This window comes from Ralstonia pickettii, from assembly GCF_000607165.1.
GTDB lineage: Bacteria > Pseudomonadota > Gammaproteobacteria > Burkholderiales > Burkholderiaceae > Ralstonia > Ralstonia holmesii.
In genome coordinates this window covers 48,115-66,839 of sequence record NZ_JFZG01000008.1, presented here as the reverse complement: position 1 = coordinate 66,839, position 18,725 = coordinate 48,115, and the positions used below count along the sequence as shown (strand labels likewise).

The 18,725-nt window shown below is 64.6% G+C and carries 21 protein-coding genes; 15 read left to right on the top strand and 6 right to left on the bottom strand.

Annotated elements, in window-relative coordinates:
* Position 1: 1 nt before the first annotated feature.
* A complete protein-coding gene (locus BG83_RS0111790; protein ID WP_024976910.1) occupies positions 2-1,162 on the bottom strand; it encodes an alpha/beta hydrolase family protein in 1,161 nt (386 codons plus the stop codon).
* 21 nt (positions 1,163-1,183) lie between these two features.
* The gene (locus BG83_RS0111785) at positions 1,184-2,116 is read right to left on the bottom strand and encodes a SphA family protein (protein ID WP_024976909.1); all 933 of its coding nucleotides are present in this window, start codon (positions 2,114-2,116) and stop codon (positions 1,184-1,186) included.
* Positions 2,117-2,421: 305 nt separating this feature from the next.
* Between BG83_RS0111785 and BG83_RS0111780 the strand changes: the two genes are divergently transcribed.
* The 9 genes from BG83_RS0111780 to BG83_RS27755 all read left to right on the top strand — a co-directional run bounded on the left by BG83_RS0111780 (position 2,422) and on the right by BG83_RS27755 (position 10,728).
* Positions 2,422-3,378, top strand: a complete 957-nt coding sequence (locus tag BG83_RS0111780; RefSeq protein WP_024976908.1) for a LysR family transcriptional regulator — start codon at positions 2,422-2,424, stop codon at positions 3,376-3,378.
* Complete coding sequence (locus BG83_RS0111775; protein ID WP_235193190.1) at positions 3,375-4,328, top strand: LysR family transcriptional regulator; 954 nt, start codon at positions 3,375-3,377, stop codon at positions 4,326-4,328. Before BG83_RS0111780 ends, BG83_RS0111775 begins: the two co-directional genes overlap by 4 nt.
* Before the next feature lie 115 nt (positions 4,329-4,443).
* Positions 4,444-5,454, top strand: coding sequence for an ornithine cyclodeaminase family protein (locus BG83_RS0111770; RefSeq protein ID WP_024976906.1), 1,011 nt, complete (start codon positions 4,444-4,446; stop codon positions 5,452-5,454).
* 32 nt (positions 5,455-5,486) lie between these two features.
* Positions 5,487-6,506, top strand: a complete 1,020-nt coding sequence (locus BG83_RS0111765) for a dihydrodipicolinate synthase family protein (RefSeq protein WP_024976905.1) — start codon at positions 5,487-5,489, stop codon at positions 6,504-6,506.
* A 12-nt stretch (positions 6,507-6,518) separates the two neighbouring features.
* Positions 6,519-7,988: an NAD-dependent succinate-semialdehyde dehydrogenase gene (locus tag BG83_RS0111760; protein ID WP_024976904.1), complete on the top strand. Its 1,470-nt coding sequence runs from the start codon at positions 6,519-6,521 to the stop codon at positions 7,986-7,988.
* Positions 7,989-8,028: 40 nt separating this feature from the next.
* Positions 8,029-8,772 (top strand): EthD domain-containing protein, encoded by a 744-nt coding sequence (locus tag BG83_RS0111755; RefSeq protein ID WP_024976903.1) that lies wholly within the window; start codon positions 8,029-8,031, stop codon positions 8,770-8,772.
* Positions 8,773-9,108: 336 nt separating this feature from the next.
* A complete protein-coding gene (locus BG83_RS29665) occupies positions 9,109-9,246 on the top strand; it encodes an FAD-dependent monooxygenase (protein WP_235193189.1) in 138 nt (45 codons plus the stop codon).
* Positions 9,247-9,442: 196 nt separating this feature from the next.
* Positions 9,443-9,715 (top strand): DUF1145 domain-containing protein, encoded by a 273-nt coding sequence (locus BG83_RS0111740; protein ID WP_024976901.1) that lies wholly within the window; start codon positions 9,443-9,445, stop codon positions 9,713-9,715.
* A 110-nt stretch (positions 9,716-9,825) separates the two neighbouring features.
* Positions 9,826-10,728, top strand: a complete 903-nt coding sequence (locus BG83_RS27755) for a patatin-like phospholipase family protein (protein WP_037031825.1) — start codon at positions 9,826-9,828, stop codon at positions 10,726-10,728.
* Positions 10,729-10,986: 258 nt separating this feature from the next.
* Here the strand turns inward: BG83_RS27755 and BG83_RS0111730 are convergent, their stop codons facing one another.
* Together BG83_RS0111730 and BG83_RS0111725 are read right to left on the bottom strand one after the other, a co-directional pair.
* Complete coding sequence (locus BG83_RS0111730; protein ID WP_024976900.1) at positions 10,987-12,783, bottom strand: thiamine pyrophosphate-requiring protein; 1,797 nt, start codon at positions 12,781-12,783, stop codon at positions 10,987-10,989.
* 32 nt (positions 12,784-12,815) lie between these two features.
* Complete coding sequence (locus BG83_RS0111725) at positions 12,816-13,292, bottom strand: hemerythrin domain-containing protein (protein WP_024976899.1); 477 nt, start codon at positions 13,290-13,292, stop codon at positions 12,816-12,818.
* Positions 13,293-13,490: 198 nt separating this feature from the next.
* Here BG83_RS0111725 and BG83_RS0111720 point away from each other — a divergent pair, with 198 nt between their 5' ends.
* Both BG83_RS0111720 and BG83_RS0111715 read left to right on the top strand, forming a co-directional pair.
* The gene (locus BG83_RS0111720) at positions 13,491-13,961 is read left to right on the top strand and encodes a PRC-barrel domain-containing protein (RefSeq protein WP_024976898.1); all 471 of its coding nucleotides are present in this window, start codon (positions 13,491-13,493) and stop codon (positions 13,959-13,961) included.
* 69 nt (positions 13,962-14,030) lie between these two features.
* Positions 14,031-14,219: a hypothetical protein gene (locus BG83_RS0111715; RefSeq protein WP_024976897.1), complete on the top strand. Its 189-nt coding sequence runs from the start codon at positions 14,031-14,033 to the stop codon at positions 14,217-14,219.
* A gap of 70 nt (positions 14,220-14,289) precedes the next feature.
* On the opposite strand, the gene BG83_RS0111710 is transcribed toward BG83_RS0111715, so the two are convergent.
* Positions 14,290-14,643, bottom strand: coding sequence for a glyoxalase superfamily protein (locus BG83_RS0111710; RefSeq protein WP_024976896.1), 354 nt, complete (start codon positions 14,641-14,643; stop codon positions 14,290-14,292).
* Positions 14,644-14,769: 126 nt separating this feature from the next.
* On the opposite strand from BG83_RS0111710, the gene BG83_RS0111705 reads away from it, so the two are divergent.
* The 4 genes from BG83_RS0111705 to BG83_RS0111690 are packed head-to-tail and all read left to right on the top strand — an operon-like array spanning position 14,770 to position 17,171.
* Entirely contained in the window at positions 14,770-15,978 is a 1,209-nt protein-coding gene (locus BG83_RS0111705) for a PLP-dependent aminotransferase family protein (RefSeq protein ID WP_024976895.1), read from the top strand.
* Positions 15,979-16,003: 25 nt separating this feature from the next.
* Positions 16,004-16,504 carry a helix-turn-helix domain-containing protein gene (locus BG83_RS0111700; protein WP_235193188.1) on the top strand — a complete coding sequence of 167 codons (501 nt, stop codon included), beginning with the start codon at positions 16,004-16,006 and terminating at the stop codon, positions 16,502-16,504.
* Positions 16,504-16,920, top strand: coding sequence for a VOC family protein (locus tag BG83_RS0111695; protein WP_024976893.1), 417 nt, complete (start codon positions 16,504-16,506; stop codon positions 16,918-16,920). Before BG83_RS0111700 ends, BG83_RS0111695 begins: the two co-directional genes overlap by 1 nt.
* A complete protein-coding gene (locus BG83_RS0111690) occupies positions 16,917-17,171 on the top strand; it encodes a hypothetical protein (protein ID WP_024976892.1) in 255 nt (84 codons plus the stop codon). The genes BG83_RS0111695 and BG83_RS0111690 overlap by 4 nt, the downstream gene beginning before the upstream one ends.
* 352 nt (positions 17,172-17,523) lie before the next feature.
* Here the strand turns inward: BG83_RS0111690 and BG83_RS0111685 are convergent, their stop codons facing one another.
* The gene (locus BG83_RS0111685) at positions 17,524-18,720 is read right to left on the bottom strand and encodes an MFS transporter (RefSeq protein WP_024976891.1); all 1,197 of its coding nucleotides are present in this window, start codon (positions 18,718-18,720) and stop codon (positions 17,524-17,526) included.
* Positions 18,721-18,725 lie beyond the last annotated feature (5 nt).

Below are 18,725 nucleotides of genomic sequence, written 5' to 3'. Positions count from 1 at the left end.
ATCAGGGGGCCGTCCGGCCGCCCAGTGTTTCTGCGACCCAGTCGGCGATGTAGGCACCAGCGTTGGCCGAGTTATCGAAACTGCTGTGCTGCACGCCGCCTTCGCGGTCGGTAAAAATCTTCAGCTCGCGCTTGGGGCTGTTGACGAGTTGCTCATACGTGCGGTGGGCCCAGTGCACGGGAATTTGCGAGTCCTTCTCGCCATGGGTGACGAGGAACGGCACACGAATGCGGTCAAGCACGCCATCCAGATGCACGTGTTCGGCAATGCGCATGAAGGTGTCCATGTCGGGCGCGCCCCACACCCAGCGCACGTGTTCCCAGTAGTGCGGCACGGGAAAGCTTCCCTCGCGCGCCAGGCGCTTTTTCTGCACGTCGCGCCAGTCATGGTTGGCGCCCCACACCACGCCGCACGCAAAGCGCGGCTCGAAAGCCACCGCGCGCGGACAGTAGTAGCCGCCGAGTGAAACGCCTTCCAGGCCGATGCGTTTCGGGTCGATGTCATCGCGCGTTTCCAGCCAGTCGACGATCTTGCTGGCCCACACTTCGGTGTTGTAGACCGCATGCATGTCGTGAAGGCGCAAGGCCTCGCCCGTACCAGGCTGATCAACCACGAGCGACGACACCCCGCGCCGCGCCAGCCACTGCGGCAGCCCGACGCGGTACTTCATCTCCTTGGTCGAGTCCAGCCCGTTGATCTGCACGAGAATCGGGGCCCGCCCGGTCACGCCCTCCGCACGAACATAGAGCGCTGAGAGATGCGCATTGCCATACGGGATCTCCACGCGTTCGCAGTTTTCGCCCGTCGCGGCAATGCCCTTGGCAAACACCGCCAGAAAGCGCTTGTACAGATCAAGACGGCCTTCCGCGCCGTGCGCTTGCAAGCGCTCGCCGGTGAGGTAGTACGTGGCGGCACGGTTGTACTTGTCGCCGGCGGACAGCGTGCGCCCTCGCGCTTCGTCCTCCGCGGCCAGCTCGCACAGCTTGTCGGCCATGCGCGACCATGTTTCGCGAAACGCACGCGTACCGGTGGCATCAGGCTGCGTGGCTGCCTCCTGCAATGGTGCGCACATCGCCTCAATTTCGCCGATGCGCGCCCCCATTTCGATGGCAAGATCGACGGACAGATTCCAGACGTAGTTCGTAGGGAAATAGCGGAACATCCCGATTCCTTTGATGCGTTTTCAGATGCCGTTGCCCGGGCCAGGCGGCTTCGCCCACAGCGGGATGGCGATGTTCAGCCACACTGCGCTGCTCTTGGACGTGTTGGCTGCATACACTCCTTGCTGATAGTTGATGTTGATATTGAAGGCGCCTGCGTCGTACGCAATGGATGGCCCTAGTGCCAAGCTGCGGGCACGGTTGTTGGCGACGGTCGCGCCATTGACCTTGTCGTCGGTGAACTGGTTCAGATAGCCGCCCACTACGCCGACTTTCCATTTGCCGAAGTTCCACCCCGCCGTGAAATCCGCCACATAGGCCGAACCCGAGCGGTATCCGGTATCGCCGTTTTCCCGGTTGATGAGAAAGCGGTTGGTCATGCCGACGTCAATGCCGTTTGGCACGTTGTAACGAAACGAGAAGACCGGCTGCCATGATGTGTAGCCCACCGCCACGCTCGGACGGTCCTGGTTGTATGCACCGTTGGCGAGCGCGATATCAAAGCCCGTGACGATGGCGAGGTTGCGCGTGACCGACCACTTCAAGATGGCAGGCGATACCGTGATATTCGACAAGCCGTTATGGCGTTGGCTCTGCCCGACAATGTCCGTATGCAGCGAGACAACCGGCACAACCAGTTGGGAATACAGGCCCGCACCCAGCACGGTGACCGGATAGGCCGCCAGCAAGCGCGTCGTCATCGACGGTGCCGAGATACTGAACGGAATCGGCAGTTTGTTGCCGCTGTTGTCGTATAACCCGTTGGAGTGGCTGTAACTGAACTGCTCCAGCACGAACAACCCAGGGATCGGCGGCATGGCTGCGATGCTGGTGCCCGCAGCACCGGCCGGATACGGCGAAACGCCCCCTTCAAATGCATTCGCGGTGTTCGACGCCAGCGCGGCCAGCGTCATGCAGCCTGCGGCAGTGCACGCCGCGGCTAGTCGTTTGTTCATGTTGTCTCCTCACTTTTCGACACCTCGTTTCGGGTGTCTGTCTTGTCGTTGAATGCGCGTAACCAAGCTGCTGCCAGCGTCTATTTGGGGCGCGCATCATCCTGGGTTGTGCACCGCAATTCGCGTGTGTGCCAGGACGGGTTTAGATTAAGATGCGCTCGCGAATGGCTCAAATTGATTGTTTCCATCCGCTGTATTGGCGCCCTGAATACTTTCAGGGGAAACCCTAGCGCGAGACCACAAGACCACGCTGCGGGGGCTCCCCCAGTCGCTTCGGGAGAAGACCTTCAACGGAGACGGCGCCCATGCGCTTTAACAAGCTCAACCTAAATCTGCTCGTCGCTCTCGACGCGCTCCTGACCGAACAGAACATCAGCCGCGCCGCAGAGAAGGTCTATCTGAGCCAGGCCGCGATGAGCAATGCGCTGGCGCGGTTGCGCGAGTACTTTGACGACGAGCTGCTGGTCCAAGTCGGCCGCAAGATGGAACTGACGGCACGGGCAGAAGGCCTGAAAGACCCCGTGCGCGACATCCTTGTTCGGATCGATGCCACCGTCGCCGCACAACCGGCTTTCCTGCCACGCCAATCGGATCGGATCTTCCGCCTCCTGGTCTCGGACTACACGACGATGACCCTGATGCCGCATCTGCTGCGGCTCGCATACCACCAGGCACCGGGCGTCCGCTTTGAACTGCGCCCGCAGGTCGCCTACCCCGAGCGTGCACTGGAGCGCGGTGAAGTCGATCTGCTTATCATCCCCAAGGACTACTGCCCGGCCGAGCATCCAGCCGAGGTCGTGTTTGAGGAAACCTTTTGTTGCGTGCTGTGGGACCAAAGCCCGCTGGCTAGGGGTGAACTGACCGCCGAGCGCTACATGGGCGCCGGCCACATCGTCGTGCAGCCGGGGGACGAACACTCCGCGCTGGAGCAATGGTTCATGCACAAGCTGGGCATCGTCCGGCGGATAGAGACCACCACATTCAGCTTTGTGGCACCGGCGCACCTGTTGATCGGCACCGACCGGATTGCCACCATGCACAAGCGGCTCGCCGCGCAGGCCGTCCGCAGCCTACCCATCACGATTCGCCCGGTGCCGGTGCCCATTCCTCTCATGGAGCAATCCATGCAGTGGCACAAGCACCGCAGCGCCGATCTTGGCCTGCGCTGGCTGCGTGCGCTCATCAAGGAAGCGGCAGCGGCCATGGACGCTGCCGCGCCTGGTGCATCGCTGTCGGCATCACAATCCACACCGCAGAAATGAAGCCCACACCTTCGCCAAAGCCCGGCAAGGTGGCCATGCCGGACATGCTCAGCACGCTACCGATCATCGACCCACGCTGGCTGCTGTTTGTGCGCGTTGCCGCATCAGGGAGCCTGAGCAAAGCCGCCGCGATGCTCGACATGCCGCAGTCCATGGTCAGCCGCAACATTGCCCAGCTTGAGCAGCAGTGTGGGCAGCGCCTGTTTCGCAGAACCGGTCGCGGTGTGGTGCTCACAGAGTTTGGTGAACAGACACTGCCGCGTGTCGCCCGTCTTGTGGATGAGGCCGACGCTCTTGCCGATGACATTCGCAATGCGCGTGGCCAACCCGTTGGGGAGGTGCTGGTCGGCTTGCTGCCTTCAGCGGTCGGGCAATTTGCAGCGCCGCTGTTCGCCGCCGTGCGCGAGCAACTGCCCGGCGTGCGGCTACACCTGGTGGAAGGTGCCAGCGCGCAGCTTGAGGAGCAATTGCGGGACGGCCGGCTCGACATGGGCATTGTTCTGCGGGAAGACGAGGCGAGCATTGGTGACGCACACGTGCTTGCGCGCGTACCTCTGCATCTGGTTGGTCGACGTGGGGACGCCCTGGTCAGCAAGAGCGATGTCGCGCTGACCGCGCTGGCCGGTGTTCCTCTTGTCGTACCCAGTCGCCCTCATCTGTTGCGTGCACGGCTGGATCGTCTGGCCGCAGACCACTCCTTGCCACTGCAAGTGGCGGTAGAGGCCGATTCCGTCCGCCTGCAATACGAGATTGCCGCAGCCGGCGGCGGCTACGCTATTGCATCGGTGCAGCCCGGCATGCTGGACGCGCGGCTGGCGTCGTCGCAGATCGTCCAGCCTCTGCTTGAGCGCTTCGTGGTCTTGGCGGAATCCCCGCTCCGACCCCACACGCGGGCCACGCTGGAAGTGCGCCGCCTGATCCATCGCGTGGCGGAGTCTCACATCACCTGAGCGGCATCTTTCGCAGCTATCGATCTGGTGCATAGCTGCTTTCGCTGCCAGGCAGTACCTCGCGCAGGTGCGGCCTCCTATAGTCGGCTGGCCGTTGACTTCCACGCCCAGCGCCATGTCCGACCTGCAACCGAGCGAACTGCTCGCCCCCACGTTGTTCCTGAGCGATGCCGATGTCGCATCGCTTGCCGACTGGCCTTCGGCCGTCGCTGCCCTCGCCCGGGCCTACGCCAAACCCACGTCCGACGCCATGGTGCCGCCGCGCTCGATGGCACGCGGTGACGGCATCTGGCTGCGCAGCCTGACCGCCGTGTCGCCGGCCGGCGGCCACATGGGCTGCAAGCTGATCGCGGCATCCCCGCGTGCGCGCCGGGCAAGTTACCTGATCTCGTTGTTTGATCAGCAGACCATGGCCCTGAGTGCTTTGGTCGATGGCAACAGGGTCACCGGCTTGCGTACGGCAGCGACCGCGGCGTTGGCGGTGGACCTGCTGGCACCCAATCGGCCGTTGCACGTGGCGATCATCGGCGCTGGCTTTGAAGCACGCAATGCGCTCGATTGCCTGCGTGCGGTGCGCACACTGCAATCCGTGCGCGTATACAGCCCCACGCCTGCGAGCCGCGAGCGCTTTGCCGAATCGTTTCGCACCGCACTGGACATCGCCGCATCGGAGTCGCCTGAAGCGGCTGTGGATGGCGCGGATATCGTCATCTGTGCCGCGCGCAGCCGGGACGAGTCACCCGTCCTGCACGGCGCATGGCTGTCGCCGGGCGCCACGGTGGTCTCGCTGGGTTCCACGCTGCCGGAACAGCGCGAAGTCGACGAGGAAACGATGGCGCGCGCCGCCTGCATCGTGGCCGACATGCCACAGGAAGTCGCCCACGATACTGGCGATGCCATCGCCGCCTCGCGTGCAGGCGTGCCCATCGCCAGCAAGCTGGTGCCGCTGTCGGCGCTCGCTGCGGGAGAGATCAAGCCCCGCCAGGCTGACAGCGACATCGTGCTCTACAAGTCTGTCGGGTCCGCGCTTCAGGACGTCGTCATTGCCGAGATGCTCTTTGCACACGCCAAGGAGCAAGGGCGCGGCGTGCCCCTGCCGGCCAGCATTGTTCCGATCGCCAAATAAATCACCCCCACATTCCCAAGGAGACGCCAACTATGGCCACCTACAAGAAATCCGACGCCCGCGCCTGGGCGCGCGAACACCTGATCGGCTGCTCGGCCGTCACGATACCCAGCTACAGCGCCGACTTGAAGCGCCTGAACGAACACGGCATCCGCCACGACATTGAATTGGCAACCAAGCTTGGATACAGCTACACGTTGCTGTGCAGCGAAGTTGCCATCACGCCCGAAGAAAACGCCCAGTTCACGGCCTGGGCACGCGAGACTGCAGGCAACCGGCTTGGCCTTTTCTTCCATGCGGCGTTCGGCACGCTGGCCGAAAACATTGAAGCCGTAAAGCTGGCCGAGAAAGCTGGCGCCGACATCGTCCTGCTGTCGTACCCGCCCCAGTTCTGGCCGACGAGCGAGGAAGAAATCTACAACTACACGAAGACCTTCTGTGACGCGACCGACCTTGCGGTGATGCTGTTCCCGATCCCGCTGTGGGGCTTCGAGCGTGTACATCCGGCGGGCATGCCGGTCAGCCTGGTGCGCCGGCTGCTCGACGATTGCCCCAACATCGTCGCGATCAAATCCGAGCAAGGATTTCCGCTGCCGGCTGGTATCTGCGAGATGTACCACCACTTCCGCAACGAGGTCGTCATCAGTTGCCCGATCGAAGGCGACGCGATTCCGCTGATGAGCCTGATGGAGTTGCAGTTCTCCGGCACCAGCAACACTGCATGGATGGGCGACTACTACCCGAAGGCGTTTGAACTGGCACGCACCGGCCGGTGGGAAGAGGCCATGGCGATGTACTGGAAGGTCAATCCAGCACGCAGCGCCAACGGCGCGGCCGCGCAAACCTACGCGGGCGGCACCGGCGTGCTCAATCGCACCATGTGGAAGTACCAGGACTGGCTCGCCGGCTTTAACGGTGGCCCCCTGCGCGCGCCAGCCATGCGCGTGCCGGATCGCCTGATGAAGATGCTGCGCCAAGGTCTGGTGGCGTCGGGCTTGCCCGTCACGTCGGACCCGGATGAAGCCTTCATGGCCGGCCGCTTCCCCTGCTGAAGGAGCACAACCGTGAAGCACCTTCTGAAAGATCCCACGCTGTGGCGCGAAGCCGCTTTCATTGCCGGCGAATGGGTGGAAAGCACACCGCACGGTCGTTACGCGCTGCACAACCCGGCCGATCAATCGTTGCTCGTAGAGCTGCCGCGCTGCCGCGAAGAGGACGTACGCCGCGCCATCGATGCGGCGCATAGCGCCTTTACCACCTGGCGCCGCACCACCGCCAGGCATCGTGGTGAAGTTCTGCGCCGGTGGTACGAATTGACGTTGGCGCATCGTGAAGATCTCGCAACGCTCATCACGCTGGAAGAGGGCAAGCCGCTGGCCGAAGCCCGTGGCGAAATCGACTACGCCGCATCGTTCCTGCGCTGGTTTGCCGAAGAGGCAACGCGCGTGCGCGGTGATGTGATTCCAGGCGCCAAGGAAGCGCAGCGCATTGTCGCGCTGCGCGAACCGATCGGGGTATGCGCAGCCATCACGCCGTGGAATTTTCCCGCCGCAATGATCACGCGCAAAGCGGGGCCGGCGCTCGCCGCCGGCTGCACGATGGTGCTCAAGCCCGCCAGCCAGACACCGATGACCGCGTTGGCACTTGCCGAACTGGCACAGCGTGCGGGTGTTCCGGCCGGTGCCTTCAGCGTAGTGACGGGCAATGACACGCGAGCGATCGGCGGTGAGTTGACGGCCAACCCGCTGGTCCGCAAGCTCACCTTCACGGGCTCGACCGAAGTCGGTCGTGTCTTGCTGGCCCAAGCCGCACAGACAGTGAAGAAATGCTCGATGGAACTCGGCGGCAACGCACCATTCATTATCTTTGACGACGCCGATCTTGATGCCGCAGCCGATGGCGTAGTGGCAGCCAAGTTCCGCAACACGGGGCAGGCGTGTATCAGCGCAAATCGCGTGCTGGTGCAGTCCAGCATTTACGATGCGCTTGCCGAACGTGTGGCCGAACGCGTAGCCCGCCTGCGTACGGGTAACGGTCTGGAACCAGACGTGCAGCTTGGCCCGCTGATCGACGCGGCGGCTGTGCGAAAAGTTGAAGAGCACGTGGTCGATGCCCTGGACAAAGGCGCGCGGCTTCTACACGGTGGCAACCGGCATGCGCTCGGTGGCAACTTTTTCGAGCCGACCGTACTAGCCGACGTTACGCACGATATGCTGATTGCCCGCGAGGAGACCTTCGGCCCCGTGGCGCCTCTATTCCGTTTCGATACCGACGATGACGCCATCGCCATGGCCAACGACACCGAATACGGACTTGCCGCGTATTTGTACAGCCGCGATGCCGCCCGCATCTGGCGCAATGCTGCCCGCATCGAGTCGGGCATGGTCGGCATCAACACCGGCCTGATCTCCAACGAAGTCGCGCCATTCGGTGGTGTGAAGCAAAGCGGCCTGGGGCGCGAAGGTTCGCACCTCGGTATCGACGAGTTCCTGGAGGTCAAATATCTCTGCTGGGACGGCCTCGACGCCGCTTGAGTCCGATGGATAGCCCAACCTCAACTCACAAAGGACAACGATGATCAAGATGATCGCTGCGGTCTGCCGCCGCCCTGGTATGACGCATGCCGAATACGTGGCCTATGTACAGCACGTGCATGGCGCGATCTCGAACGAGAACCCCGTCACCCTGCGGCGCTACGTGCAGAACCACGTCTTCGATGCGGCGTTCGGATCGACCGCCGAACCCGAACATTCGATGACGGTTGCACGGGATTCGGTGACGGAACTGTACTGGGACAATGCGCAGGACATGTCCGCCACCTTTGCACATGAACACGTGCGTACAAAGGTTGGGCCTGATGCCGCCAACTTCGCAGACGCCAGCGTTTCGCTCAGTTTGGTGGCGGTGGAAGCGGAGCAGCCGGTTGTGACTCCGAAACGCGCATGTGGGGCCAAGGTTCTGCACTACCTGCGGGCTGCAGAAGGATTGTCACTACCCGAGTTCTTTGATCGATGGTCCCGGGCGCACGAGCTGGCCTTGGCCGCCGAGCCGCTTGCCGCAGCCGCATTGCGACGCTGCGTACATAACAGGCAGGTTCCGGAATTCAATGCCATGCTGGCCTACTTCAGTGCCACGGATGTGCCCGTCTACGAAGGTGTTGCCAGTCTCTGGTTCGATGATGTGTCGTCCGTTGGCGCATTCCGCGCCTATGAACGCGCGCTGCTCGCGATCAACGCTAACGCCACCACCACGTTCTACCGTCCGGCCCAGTCCTTCTTCCTCTACGCGACGGAAGTACCAATCTACGAGCGCAGCTAGCATCAAGCACCATGCTCTTGCATTGGCGTGTTAGACGCGTGCAGCTACGGCTCTTACGACAGCTTGGAAAGCCTTCCTTCGCGATTCACCATCTCAATCGATAGGAGTGCCCTGCTGTCGAGGTTGCCTGCTGCGCGCGCGTGGTGCTGACGGAGCGACAACTCGGCACCGACAATGCGCCCACGCTGGCGGACCTGAGCGAAGCGCTGATCGCCGTCTATGGCACCGACTTTGGCGCGCATCACCCGAACTGGATCTCACGATTCTCCGATATGCCCCACCAGGTCGTGGCCTACCGCGACAAACGCGTGCTGCTGGCAGGCGTTTGTCGCGCACGTGCATCCGCCCATGGGCATGCAGGATGCCGTGAATCTGGGCTGGAAGCTGGCCGAGGTCATCAAGCGGACGGCGTCCGAAAGCCTGCTCGACAGCTACCACGCGGTGCTGATCCGGCCTGACGGCCATGTGGCGTGAGTCGATGACGGAACGGCGCGGGGGCTGCAGGAGGCGTTGCAGCGGTGGTTCGGCCCGGCGGCGGCCTGACAACTGCCCCGCTGGCGGCACGGCCAGGTGGAGGGCGGCGTCTATCCAGGTGTTTGAAGCGGCTGGCGTGATTGGGGTGGCCGGTATGCTGCACGGCAACTCAATCACCGACTCTTTGGAGACCCGCATGTTCAACGTCCTCTGCAAGCTCGTCCTGCTCGCCGTGTATGGCGTTGCGTTGGCCAGCTATGCCACGCCGTTGCCGCTGTCCGCCGATACCATCGGCTGGTTGCGCGTCGCGGCCTTGGCGTTGCTGGCGGCGCATGCGCTGGAGGTGGTGTTCTGCTTCCGGAAGGTGTCGCTGCACAAGGGCCCGTTGCTCGACAGCGTGTTGCTGACGTTGCTGTTCGGTTTTCTGCACTGGAAGCCGATGGCAGACGTTGCACGGCAAGCTCGCTGATCGCCGCCGATAAAGCCTGACTAGCCGCAACGGCAGCGCAGACCTACTCTAGTTCCAGTCGTCCCCTGATTGACTCGATTGGACTTCTTTGCTGCAACGCAGCATTGATCATGGACAGAGTGGAACGAACGGCGTTTGTCTTTGCCGGCGGCGGCAGCCTCGGCGCCATCGAGGCCGGCATGCTGCGCGAGCTGGTGGCCTCGGGCGTGGTCCCGGACATGGTGGTGGGCGCCTCGGCGGGCGCCATCAACGCAGCCTTTTTTGCGTGCAACCCGCACGCGGCGGGCACGGCCCAGCTTGAGGCGCTATGGCGCGGTGTGCGGCGCGCCGATGTGATGCCGTGGTCCTGGCGTGCGATGTTCAGCATGCTGGGGGGCCTGGGTGGGCAACGGGAGCACCTAGTCGATGCATCTGGCCTGCAGCGCCTGCTGACGCGGCATTTCGGGCAGACCCTGCTGGAGGCGGCCACGCTCCCCCTGCATGTTGTGGCCACCGACATGCAAACTGGCGCCGAGGTGGTGCTGTCTTCCGGCGCCATCGTGCCAGCGGTGCTTGCCAGCGCCGCCATTCCGGGTGTGTTTCCGCCGGTGCGCATTGGTGATCGCCTGTTGATCGACGGGGGCGTCGCCAACAACACGCCAATCTCCGCCGCCATCCGGCTGGGCGCCACACGTGTCGTCGTATTGCCAGCAGGGTTTGCGTGTGCCGACCGCCGCGCCCCGCGCAGCGCCATCGAGCACGCTCTGAACGCCTTGTCACTTCTGGTGGCGCGTCAGCTTGTGCAAGACCTGGAGCGCTGGGCCGGGCAGGTGCCCATTGCCGTGGTGCCGCCGCTGTGCCCCCTCGACGTGTCGCCCTACGACTACGCCCGCTGCGGAGAACTCATCGACCGCGCCGCTGCCGCCACTGCGGCATGGCTGGCGGCCGATGGTCTGGCGGGCACCGGCATACCGGGCGCGCTGCGTGAGCACCATCACGACGCGACCCAGGCCAGTTGCAGTGCCAAGGTTTGATGCCACGGCAAAAGGCAACGGGGCGACACGGCAAGGCAAAGTCGGGCAGGGCAATTTCAGCGTGGGGCTGGACCTTGGGTGCCTGACCGCTTACAACCCGCGATGCCGCGCGCTGTGTGTGCTCGCAGCAAGCACCATCGATTGAGACATGCAACCCAAGAAGATCAGCGAATCGTCGTGACGCTTCTTCTTCGCCTCTTCTGATAGCCACATAGGCATCGTCCACATCAAGGTGGCATGAGCCCGGGACCTCCCGGCTCACTCTTTCTCCCTATGCACCGGAAACAACGCCGACAACACCTGTCGCGCCGTTCCGCGCAGCACGCCGCTCGCATCCGGGTCGCCATACGCCAGTGCCGTCGCAAAGTTGCGTGCCTGCTGCAGCGTGACGTGCGGCGGCAGCGGCGGCACATCGGGGTCGGTCTTCACTTCCAGCACCACGGGCCGGTCTGCGTTGAGTGCTTCGTGCCACGCGCCGGCCAGTTGGTCGGGGTTGTCGACGTAGATGCCCTTCAGGCCGATCAACTCTGCAAAGCGGTGATACGGCACGTCTGGGATGTCCTGTGAGGCGGGAAATTTCGGGTCCCCTTCCATCACGCGCTGCTCCCAGGTGACTTCGTTCAAGTCCTGGTTGTTGAGCACCATGCAGATCCACTTGGCAGACTTCCAGCGCTTCCAGTATTTCGACACGGTGATGAGTTCGGCCATGTTGTTCATCTGCATGGCGCCGTCGCCCACGAATGCAATGACGGGTCTCTCCGGGTGCGCAAACTTGGCGGCAATTGCATACGGAACCGCTGCTCCCATCGATGCCAGCCCGCCCGACAGCGAGCCCATCATGCCGGGCTTGAACTTCAGATCGCGCGCATACCAGTTGGCGCACGTGCCGGAGTCGCTGGTGACGATCACGTTGTCCGGCAGCTTGGGTGACAGTTCCCAGAACACGCGCTGCGGGTTGACGGGGTAGGCCGGTTGCAGCGCGCGGCTTTCCAACGTTTTCCACCAGCCTTCATTCCAGCGCGCAATGCGGTCGGGCCAGTAGCGATCGGTCTTGCGCTGGAGTAGCGGCAGCAGTGCTCGCAACGTTTGTGCGCTGTCGCCAACCAGATTGACCTCCATCGGATACCGCAGCCCGAGCATGCCGGGGTCCAGGTCGATCTGGACGCCACGCGCCTGGCCTTCCTTGGGCAGGAACTCCGCATAAGGAAAACCGGAGCCGACCATCAGCAGCGTGTCGCAGTGGTTCATCAGCTCCCAGCTCGGCTCGGTGCCCAGCAGGCCGATGGCGCCGGTCACATAGGGCAGCTCGTCGGGCAACACGGCCTTGCCGAGCAGCGCCTTGGCCACGCCTGCGCCCAGCGTTTCTGCCACCGCTGCCACTTCCGCGCTGGCCCCGAGTGCGCCGGCGCCCACGAGCATTGCTACCCTGCGGCCGCTGTTGAGGATGTCCGCCGCGCGCTCCAGATCAGCGGTTTGCGGCACTACGCTGGGCGCGCTGTAGCCGACGCCCGAGTGCACCGTGCCGTGCGCGCGCGCCGGCTCGGTGTAGGGCATTTCCTGCAGGTCGTTCGGCAGTACGAGTGCCGTCACGCGGCGCTGCCCGATGGCGATGCGCACCGCGCGGTCCAACAGATGCCGCACCTGCGCCGGCATGCTGGCCTGGTGCACAAACGCGCCAGCCACGTCGCGGAACATCGCCACCAGATCCACCTCTTGCTGGTAGTGCCCGCCGACGGCCGTGCGCGCCTGCTGCCCGGTAATCGCCAGCACCGGCATGTGGTCGAGCCGTGCGTCATACAGCCCCGTGATGAGGTGCGCGGCGCCAGGCCCGGAGGTCGCCATGCACACGCCCAGCTCACCCGTGAACTTGGCGTGTGCAGAGGCCATGAAGGCGGCCATCTCTTCATGCCGCACCTGCACGAACTCGATCTTGCCGCCCGCGCGCTGCAGGGCACCGAACATGCCGTTGATGCCGTCCCCAGGGTAGCCAAAGATGCGCCGCACGCCCCAGTCGTACAGGCGGGCGACGAGGAAGTCGCAGACGGTGGCTTGCATGGTCTCTGTCCAGTATCGGGTGGTCGTATCGGTCAGCTTGCTGTTTCGGCCAGCAACGCTTCCTTGCGCGCGGTCATGGGCTCCTGCAGCGGCGTCAGGTCGACGTGCTGACGGACCAGCTTGGGAAAGAGTTCGGTCTCTTCTTCCTCCACGTGGTGCGAGACGTACTCGGCCAACACCGTGAACTTGGCCGCGAACAGATCGTCGCCCGCGTGCATGCCGTTCAACTGCTGGATCAGATCCTTGGCGGTGGCATGCTCGACCACGGCTTCGTCGACGAGGTCCTTGAACGCTTCGCCTCCGTTGTCCCGTACGAACGGGTAGAACACTTCTTCCTCGAGCTGCGTGTGCACGGTCAACTTTTCACACGCTTCGCGCACGATTTGCTCGCCGGCAGCCTTGTCCTTTTCTTGCTGGAACGTCTTGAAGAGTTTTTTCACCTCGCGGTGATCGTCCAGCAGCATCGACAGCACGGCGCGTTGCGCCACAGGGATTTCAGCTTTGTTCATGGGGCTCTCCGGTAGGGGTTTCTGTTTTGATACGCCGTACCGTCGAGCAAGCGCCATGCCGTGCGCGTGTCTTTCACGGCGATGCGCCGCAGGCAAGCTTCGTGCTGACACGGTTGATTGCGTGCGACAGACGCCGCGCTCATGCGTGGCCGCCGCACACCATCCTGAACGTCAACTGATTGATGGGAGGTAACTGCTATGCAAACCACCACAACCGGCACCACGCTGGGCACCGGCACTGGAACCGGTGTAGGAACCACCGCCGGCATACGCATGCGCATCATCGGGCGCGCCGACACCGATTCGGCCGGCCCCGGCCCGGAGCTGATGGCCGCGGATACGCTGGAGGGCAATCGCGTGGTCAACCTGAACGGAGAAGACCTCGGCAAGATCACCGACATCATGCTCGACGTGCAGCGCGGCCGGATCGCCTACGCGGTGATGTCAGTGGGCGGCTTCCTGGGCATCGGCGACAAGCTCTTTGCAGTGCCGTGGAGCGCCATGTCGCTGGACGTTGACCGCAAGTGCTTCGTGCTCGACGCCAACAAGGACCGCCTTGAGGCCGCCCCCGGTTTCGACAAGGACAGCTGGCCCACCATGGCCGACCCGACCTGGGCCGAGTCCGTGCATGAGTACTACGGCTCGCGTCCGTACTGGGAAGAGTACTAAGGTACTGAGCGCCCGCAGGCACGCCATTCGCTTACGTGTCTTCAGCCACGCTTGAAACAGGAGGGCGCCATGGAGAAAGGCAAGAAAGAGAAGCATCCGCACGCAGAAAAGCGTGAGGAGCTGGTGGAAAAGGCCGTGGAAGACACGTTCCCGGCCAGTGATCCGCCCGCCACGGGCGGCATCACGCGCGTTGTCGACAAGGACAAAAACGCGAACGCACACCAGGACAAGCGCACCCACAACGGCAACCACCGGTAGACCTCTGCCGGCAATGCCGCGCCCGCATCGCCCCTTCGGCATGCGGGCGTTTTTCTTCGATACCGCCGTGTTAGCGGTGCGCCAGGATGTTGACGACGTCGCCGAACGGATCGCGCACGTAAAAGCGGCGCACGCCCCAGGGCTCGTCAACAAGCGGGTAGACGATTTCCAGGCCCAGCGATACGGCGCGCGCATGCACCGCATCCACATCGTCCACTTCCACCGACAGCGCCGGCACCGGCGTACCGTTTCCGCCTTCGCTGGCGATGCTGACCTGCGGTGTCATCGTGCTGGCCGTATCGGCAAAGGTGAGGATCCAGCCGTGGTCCATCACCACTTCCAGATCGAGCAGTTCGGCATAAAAGGCGCGGGCGCTTGCTGGATCGGCGGCATGCAGGTTGGGGACGATGCGTCGGACGGCCATACCGTGGCTCCTTTTTTACCGATTCGGTGATGGATTTTAGTCATGGCTGTGACGCCGTGTAGGCATGCGCACGGGGCGCACATCACGTAAAGTGGCGGGCACTCGAACTACAGAGACACGCACGCCATGGAATTCCTGCAATCGCTGCTGGCACCCCGCCTGCAAAACGTTGAAACCTCCGCCATCCGCGAGCTGTTCAAGGTGCTCGGCAAGCCGGGCCTGATCTCGTTTGCCGGCGGCTTTCCCGATTCGGCCCTGTTTGACGTGGAAGGCCTGAAAGCCGCGGCCGACAGCGCGCTCACCACCGACGCGGCCCGCGCGCTGCAATATGGCGCCACCGAAGGCTTCGAGCCGCTGCGCGAGGCCATCGTCACGCTGATGAAGGCACGTGGCGCCAACGTCGCCAACACCGACATCCTCGTCACCACCGGTTCGCAGCAAGGGCTGGATCTGCTGGGCAAGGTGCTGATCGGCGAAGGCGACACGGTGCTGACCGAAGCTCCCACCTTCCTCGCCGCCATTCAGGCGTTCAAGCTGTACGGCGCCAAGGTGGCCGGCGTGCCGACCGACGGCGACGGGCTGGATGTCGACGCACTGGAAAAGGTGCTTGCCACGGCGCGCCCCAAATTCCTCTACGTGATTCCCAACTTCGGCAACCCGAGCGGCGCGCTGATGAGCCTGGAGCGCCGCAAGCGCCTGCTGGACGTAGCGGTGCGCCACAACCTGCTGATCGTGGAAGACGACCCTTACGGCGATCTGTATTTCGACGCACCTCCGCCGCCGTCGCTGTACGCGCTTTCGCAGCAGACCGACGGCGCGCAAGGGCGTGTGATCTACCTGGGCAGCCTGTCGAAGGTGATGGCGCCGGGCCTGCGCGTGGGCTGGATGATCGCCGCGCAGCCGGTGCTGGGCAACGCGGTGATGGTCAAGCAGTTTGCCGATGCGCACACCTCCACGTTTGCACAGGCCACGGCCGCAGCCTACCTGCGCAGCAACCGCCTGGAAACCGTGCTGCCGCGCACGCGCGCCGCCTATGCCGAACGTGCCCACGCCATGGCCAACGGCCTGCGTGCGCTGCTGCCTGAATCCGAACTGACCTTCAACCGCCCGCGCGGCGGCATGTTCCTGTGGTGCGCCTTGCCGGGCCGCAATGCCGGCGATGTGGCCAAGGTGGCCATCGAGCGTGGTGTGGCCTTCGTGCCGGGCGCGGCGTTTTACCCCGTTGACCCGGATCGCTCGACGCTGCGCTTGTCGTACGCCACCTCGTCGCTGGCGCAGGTGGAAGAGGGTGTGCGCAAGCTCGCACACGCTATCGGCGAGTTCAAGCTGGGCTAACCCACTCGCGCAGGCCGCGGTGGCAATGGCACACACCGACGCGCAGCAAGACCCCGCGCTGCTGCGCCGCCTGCTTCGCGCCAAAGACCGCATGGACGCCGCCTCGCACGAGGCATGGCCCGTCAAGCGGCTGGCCGAAGTGAGCGGCGTGTCGGAGGCGCATTTTGCGCGCTCGTTCAAGCAGGCCTTCGGCATTCCGCCGCACCGCTACCTGCTCACGCGCCGCATCGAGCAGGCCACCACCCTGCTGCGCGACACCGACCTGCCCATCATCGAGATCGCCTACGCCACCGGCTGGGAAAGCCTCGGCACCTTCGGCCGCATCTTCCGCGACATCACAGGGCAGAGCCCGAGCGCCCTGCGCCGCCACGCCCAGGCCACCGCGCCGCAGCAGCAACTGGATCGCGTGCCCGCCTGTGTGCTGAAGGCTGCGCAGCGGCCCGACCTTGTCACAGCAGTTTCGGAGAAGCGCCGCCAGCTGGCGGACGGTACAAATCCGTCACCCACCAACAACAAGGAGCGGTGATGAGCCAAGGGATCAATGTCGTCGGGCTGTATGTGGATGACCAGGACGCGGCGCTGGCGTTCTATGTCGACAAGCTGGGGTTTCGCGTGCATACCGATGTGCGCAACGGCCCGTACCGTTGGCTGACGGTGCAGCATCCGGAGCAGCCATCGTTCCAGCTGGGTCTGTTCCAGCCCGGGCCGCCCATTCACGACGAGGCCACCGCGCAGACGCTGCGCGCCATGGTCGCCAAGGGCGCGATGCCGCCGCTGGTGCTGACCGTTGCCGATTGCCGGGCCACCTATGCGCAACTGCGCGAGCGCGGCGTCGAGTTCACGCAGGAGCCCATGGAGCGCTTCGGCAGTGTCGATGCCGGCTTTCGTGACCCCGCTGGCAACGGCTGGAAGATGATCCAGGCCGCCGGAGGTGCAAAGTGAGCGCCCGCAACGCAATCCGCCAGTTCCATCGCTGGGTGTCGATGGCCTTCACGCTCACGGTCGTCGCCAACTTTGTCGCCATGGGTGTGGGCAAGGGCGCCCAGCCGCCGGCGTGGATCACCTATGCGCCGCTGCTGCCGCTGGCGCTGTTGCTGTTCACGGGGCTTTACATGTTTGCGCTGCCGTACCTGGATCGGCGTGGCGGGCGGCGTTCGACCGACGACCGGAATGCGCCTACTGCGGCGGCCTGAGCGCGGCGCGTGAAGCTTTGAGGCGCAATAATTGCCAGGCTCGGACTGTCGAGCGTGACTCTTGGAGGTTCGGGCGCCGAGCACAACGCGCCGAACATGACAGTTCGAGGTCGAAAATGTCGGGCTCAAAGGGCCGAGCGCGAGGTGCCGAAGGCCGGACGCCGAGCCTTTGTGGCCTGAGCGTCGACCTCGAAGCCTGCAGCGCGAGTGTTTGAGGTCGAAAATGTCGAGCCCAAAGTGTGGTGCACGAGGGTTTGACGCTCGGCCGCCAACATCCAGGCTCGGAATGCGAGGGTTTGACGTCTGAGCGCCGGGTTCAGAACCCGGCGCGTCGCGTTCTGCGCTGCGACTCTCAGTGGGCGACCGACGTGGCTGCAGGTTCATCAGCCGGCGCTGCCTCATGCCGCCCGCCCATTCGCCACAGCACCACCGCCACCACATGGCATGCGGCCGCGGCCCACCCCAGCATGCCCGGCCCGCCATGGGCCAGCGCCAGCGCCCCCACCGTGGACCCCAGCGCGATCCCCACATACACCGCCGATGCATGCAGCGACAGCGTGATCGGCGACACATCGGGCGCGAGGCGGATCAGCCGCGTCGCCTGCGCCGGGCCGAAGCCCCAGCCCGCCATGCCCCACAGCACGACCGCACCGATGGCGATGGCGCCAGCCACCGTGCCATGCAGCACCTGCGCCGACAGCGAGAGCACCGAGAACGCCAGCACGATGCCCGCGCTGCTCACCGCCAGCACGCGCGCCACGCCTGCGCGGTCGGTCATGTGGCCGCCCAGGCCTGTGCCTAGCGCCGCAAAGCTGCCTACGAGGAACAGGACGATGCCCACGTGCTGGGGCGCGAACCCCAGCCCTTGCACAAAGAACGGTGCGACGTAGGTGTAGAACGTAAAGCCGCCTGCCGCCCACAACGCGGACACCGCCAGCGCGCCCAGCATGCCGGGCCGGCGTGCCACGCTCAGGCGCTGCGCCAGCGTGGTCACGCTGTGCGGCAGGGCGCGTGGCAGGCCGAAGGCGAGGCCTGCCGTGGCCAGCGCCGACAACACAGCGCAGGCGATGAACGTCGAGCGCCAGTCGCCCTGGGCGGCAATCCACGCACCCAGCGGCACGCCGAGCGCCACTGCCACCGTGCCGCCGCCCGTGATGATGGCGAGCGCCGAGCCGCTGCGCCCAGCTGGCACCAGCGAGGTCGCCACCGCATTGGCCGTCGGCAGGAAGACGCCGGCCGCCAACGCCAGCAGCACGCGCGCCGCCATCAACTGCCCAAAGCCGTGCGCGCTGGCAGCCAGCAGGTTGCCGGCCGCAAAGATGGCCAGCGCGCCGATCAGCACGCGGCGCCGGTCCACATTGCCGAGCAGCGTCGCCATCACGGGCGAGCCCACGGCGTACGTGACCGCAAACACGGTGACGAGCTGCCCGGCCGCCGGCACGCTCACGCCCAGGTCTGCGGCCAGCACCGGTAGCAGGCCGGCGATCATGAAACCTTCAGTGCCGATGGCGAACGCGCCCAGGCACAACCACCACAGCGATGCCGGCATGGTCG

Excerpts from the sequence above, each read along its gene's own strand:
- BG83_RS0111710 (WP_024976896.1), bottom strand. The coding sequence starts at position 14,643 with ATGGCCGTCCGACGCATCGTCCCCAACCTGCATGCCGCCGATCCAGCA.
- BG83_RS0111740 (WP_024976901.1), top strand. The coding sequence starts at position 9,443 with ATGTTCAACGTCCTCTGCAAGCTCGTCCTGCTCGCCGTGTATGGCGTT.
- BG83_RS0111730 (WP_024976900.1), bottom strand. The coding sequence starts at position 12,783 with ATGCAAGCCACCGTCTGCGACTTCCTCGTCGCCCGCCTGTACGACTGG.
- BG83_RS0111720 (WP_024976898.1), top strand. The coding sequence starts at position 13,491 with ATGCAAACCACCACAACCGGCACCACGCTGGGCACCGGCACTGGAACC.
- BG83_RS0111715 (WP_024976897.1), top strand. The coding sequence starts at position 14,031 with ATGGAGAAAGGCAAGAAAGAGAAGCATCCGCACGCAGAAAAGCGTGAG.
- BG83_RS0111755 (WP_024976903.1), top strand. The coding sequence starts at position 8,029 with ATGATCAAGATGATCGCTGCGGTCTGCCGCCGCCCTGGTATGACGCAT.
- BG83_RS0111780 (WP_024976908.1), top strand. The coding sequence starts at position 2,422 with ATGCGCTTTAACAAGCTCAACCTAAATCTGCTCGTCGCTCTCGACGCG.
- BG83_RS0111695 (WP_024976893.1), top strand. The coding sequence starts at position 16,504 with ATGAGCCAAGGGATCAATGTCGTCGGGCTGTATGTGGATGACCAGGAC.
- BG83_RS0111685 (WP_024976891.1), bottom strand. The coding sequence starts at position 18,720 with ATGCCGGCATCGCTGTGGTGGTTGTGCCTGGGCGCGTTCGCCATCGGC.
- BG83_RS0111790 (WP_024976910.1), bottom strand. The coding sequence starts at position 1,162 with ATGTTCCGCTATTTCCCTACGAACTACGTCTGGAATCTGTCCGTCGAT.
- BG83_RS0111725 (WP_024976899.1), bottom strand. The coding sequence starts at position 13,292 with ATGAACAAAGCTGAAATCCCTGTGGCGCAACGCGCCGTGCTGTCGATG.
- BG83_RS0111700 (WP_235193188.1), top strand. The coding sequence starts at position 16,004 with ATGGCACACACCGACGCGCAGCAAGACCCCGCGCTGCTGCGCCGCCTG.
- BG83_RS0111765 (WP_024976905.1), top strand. The coding sequence starts at position 5,487 with ATGGCCACCTACAAGAAATCCGACGCCCGCGCCTGGGCGCGCGAACAC.
- BG83_RS0111770 (WP_024976906.1), top strand. The coding sequence starts at position 4,444 with ATGTCCGACCTGCAACCGAGCGAACTGCTCGCCCCCACGTTGTTCCTG.
- BG83_RS0111785 (WP_024976909.1), bottom strand. The coding sequence starts at position 2,116 with ATGAACAAACGACTAGCCGCGGCGTGCACTGCCGCAGGCTGCATGACG.
- BG83_RS0111705 (WP_024976895.1), top strand. The coding sequence starts at position 14,770 with ATGGAATTCCTGCAATCGCTGCTGGCACCCCGCCTGCAAAACGTTGAA.
- BG83_RS27755 (WP_037031825.1), top strand. The coding sequence starts at position 9,826 with ATGGACAGAGTGGAACGAACGGCGTTTGTCTTTGCCGGCGGCGGCAGC.
- BG83_RS0111775 (WP_235193190.1), top strand. The coding sequence starts at position 3,375 with ATGAAGCCCACACCTTCGCCAAAGCCCGGCAAGGTGGCCATGCCGGAC.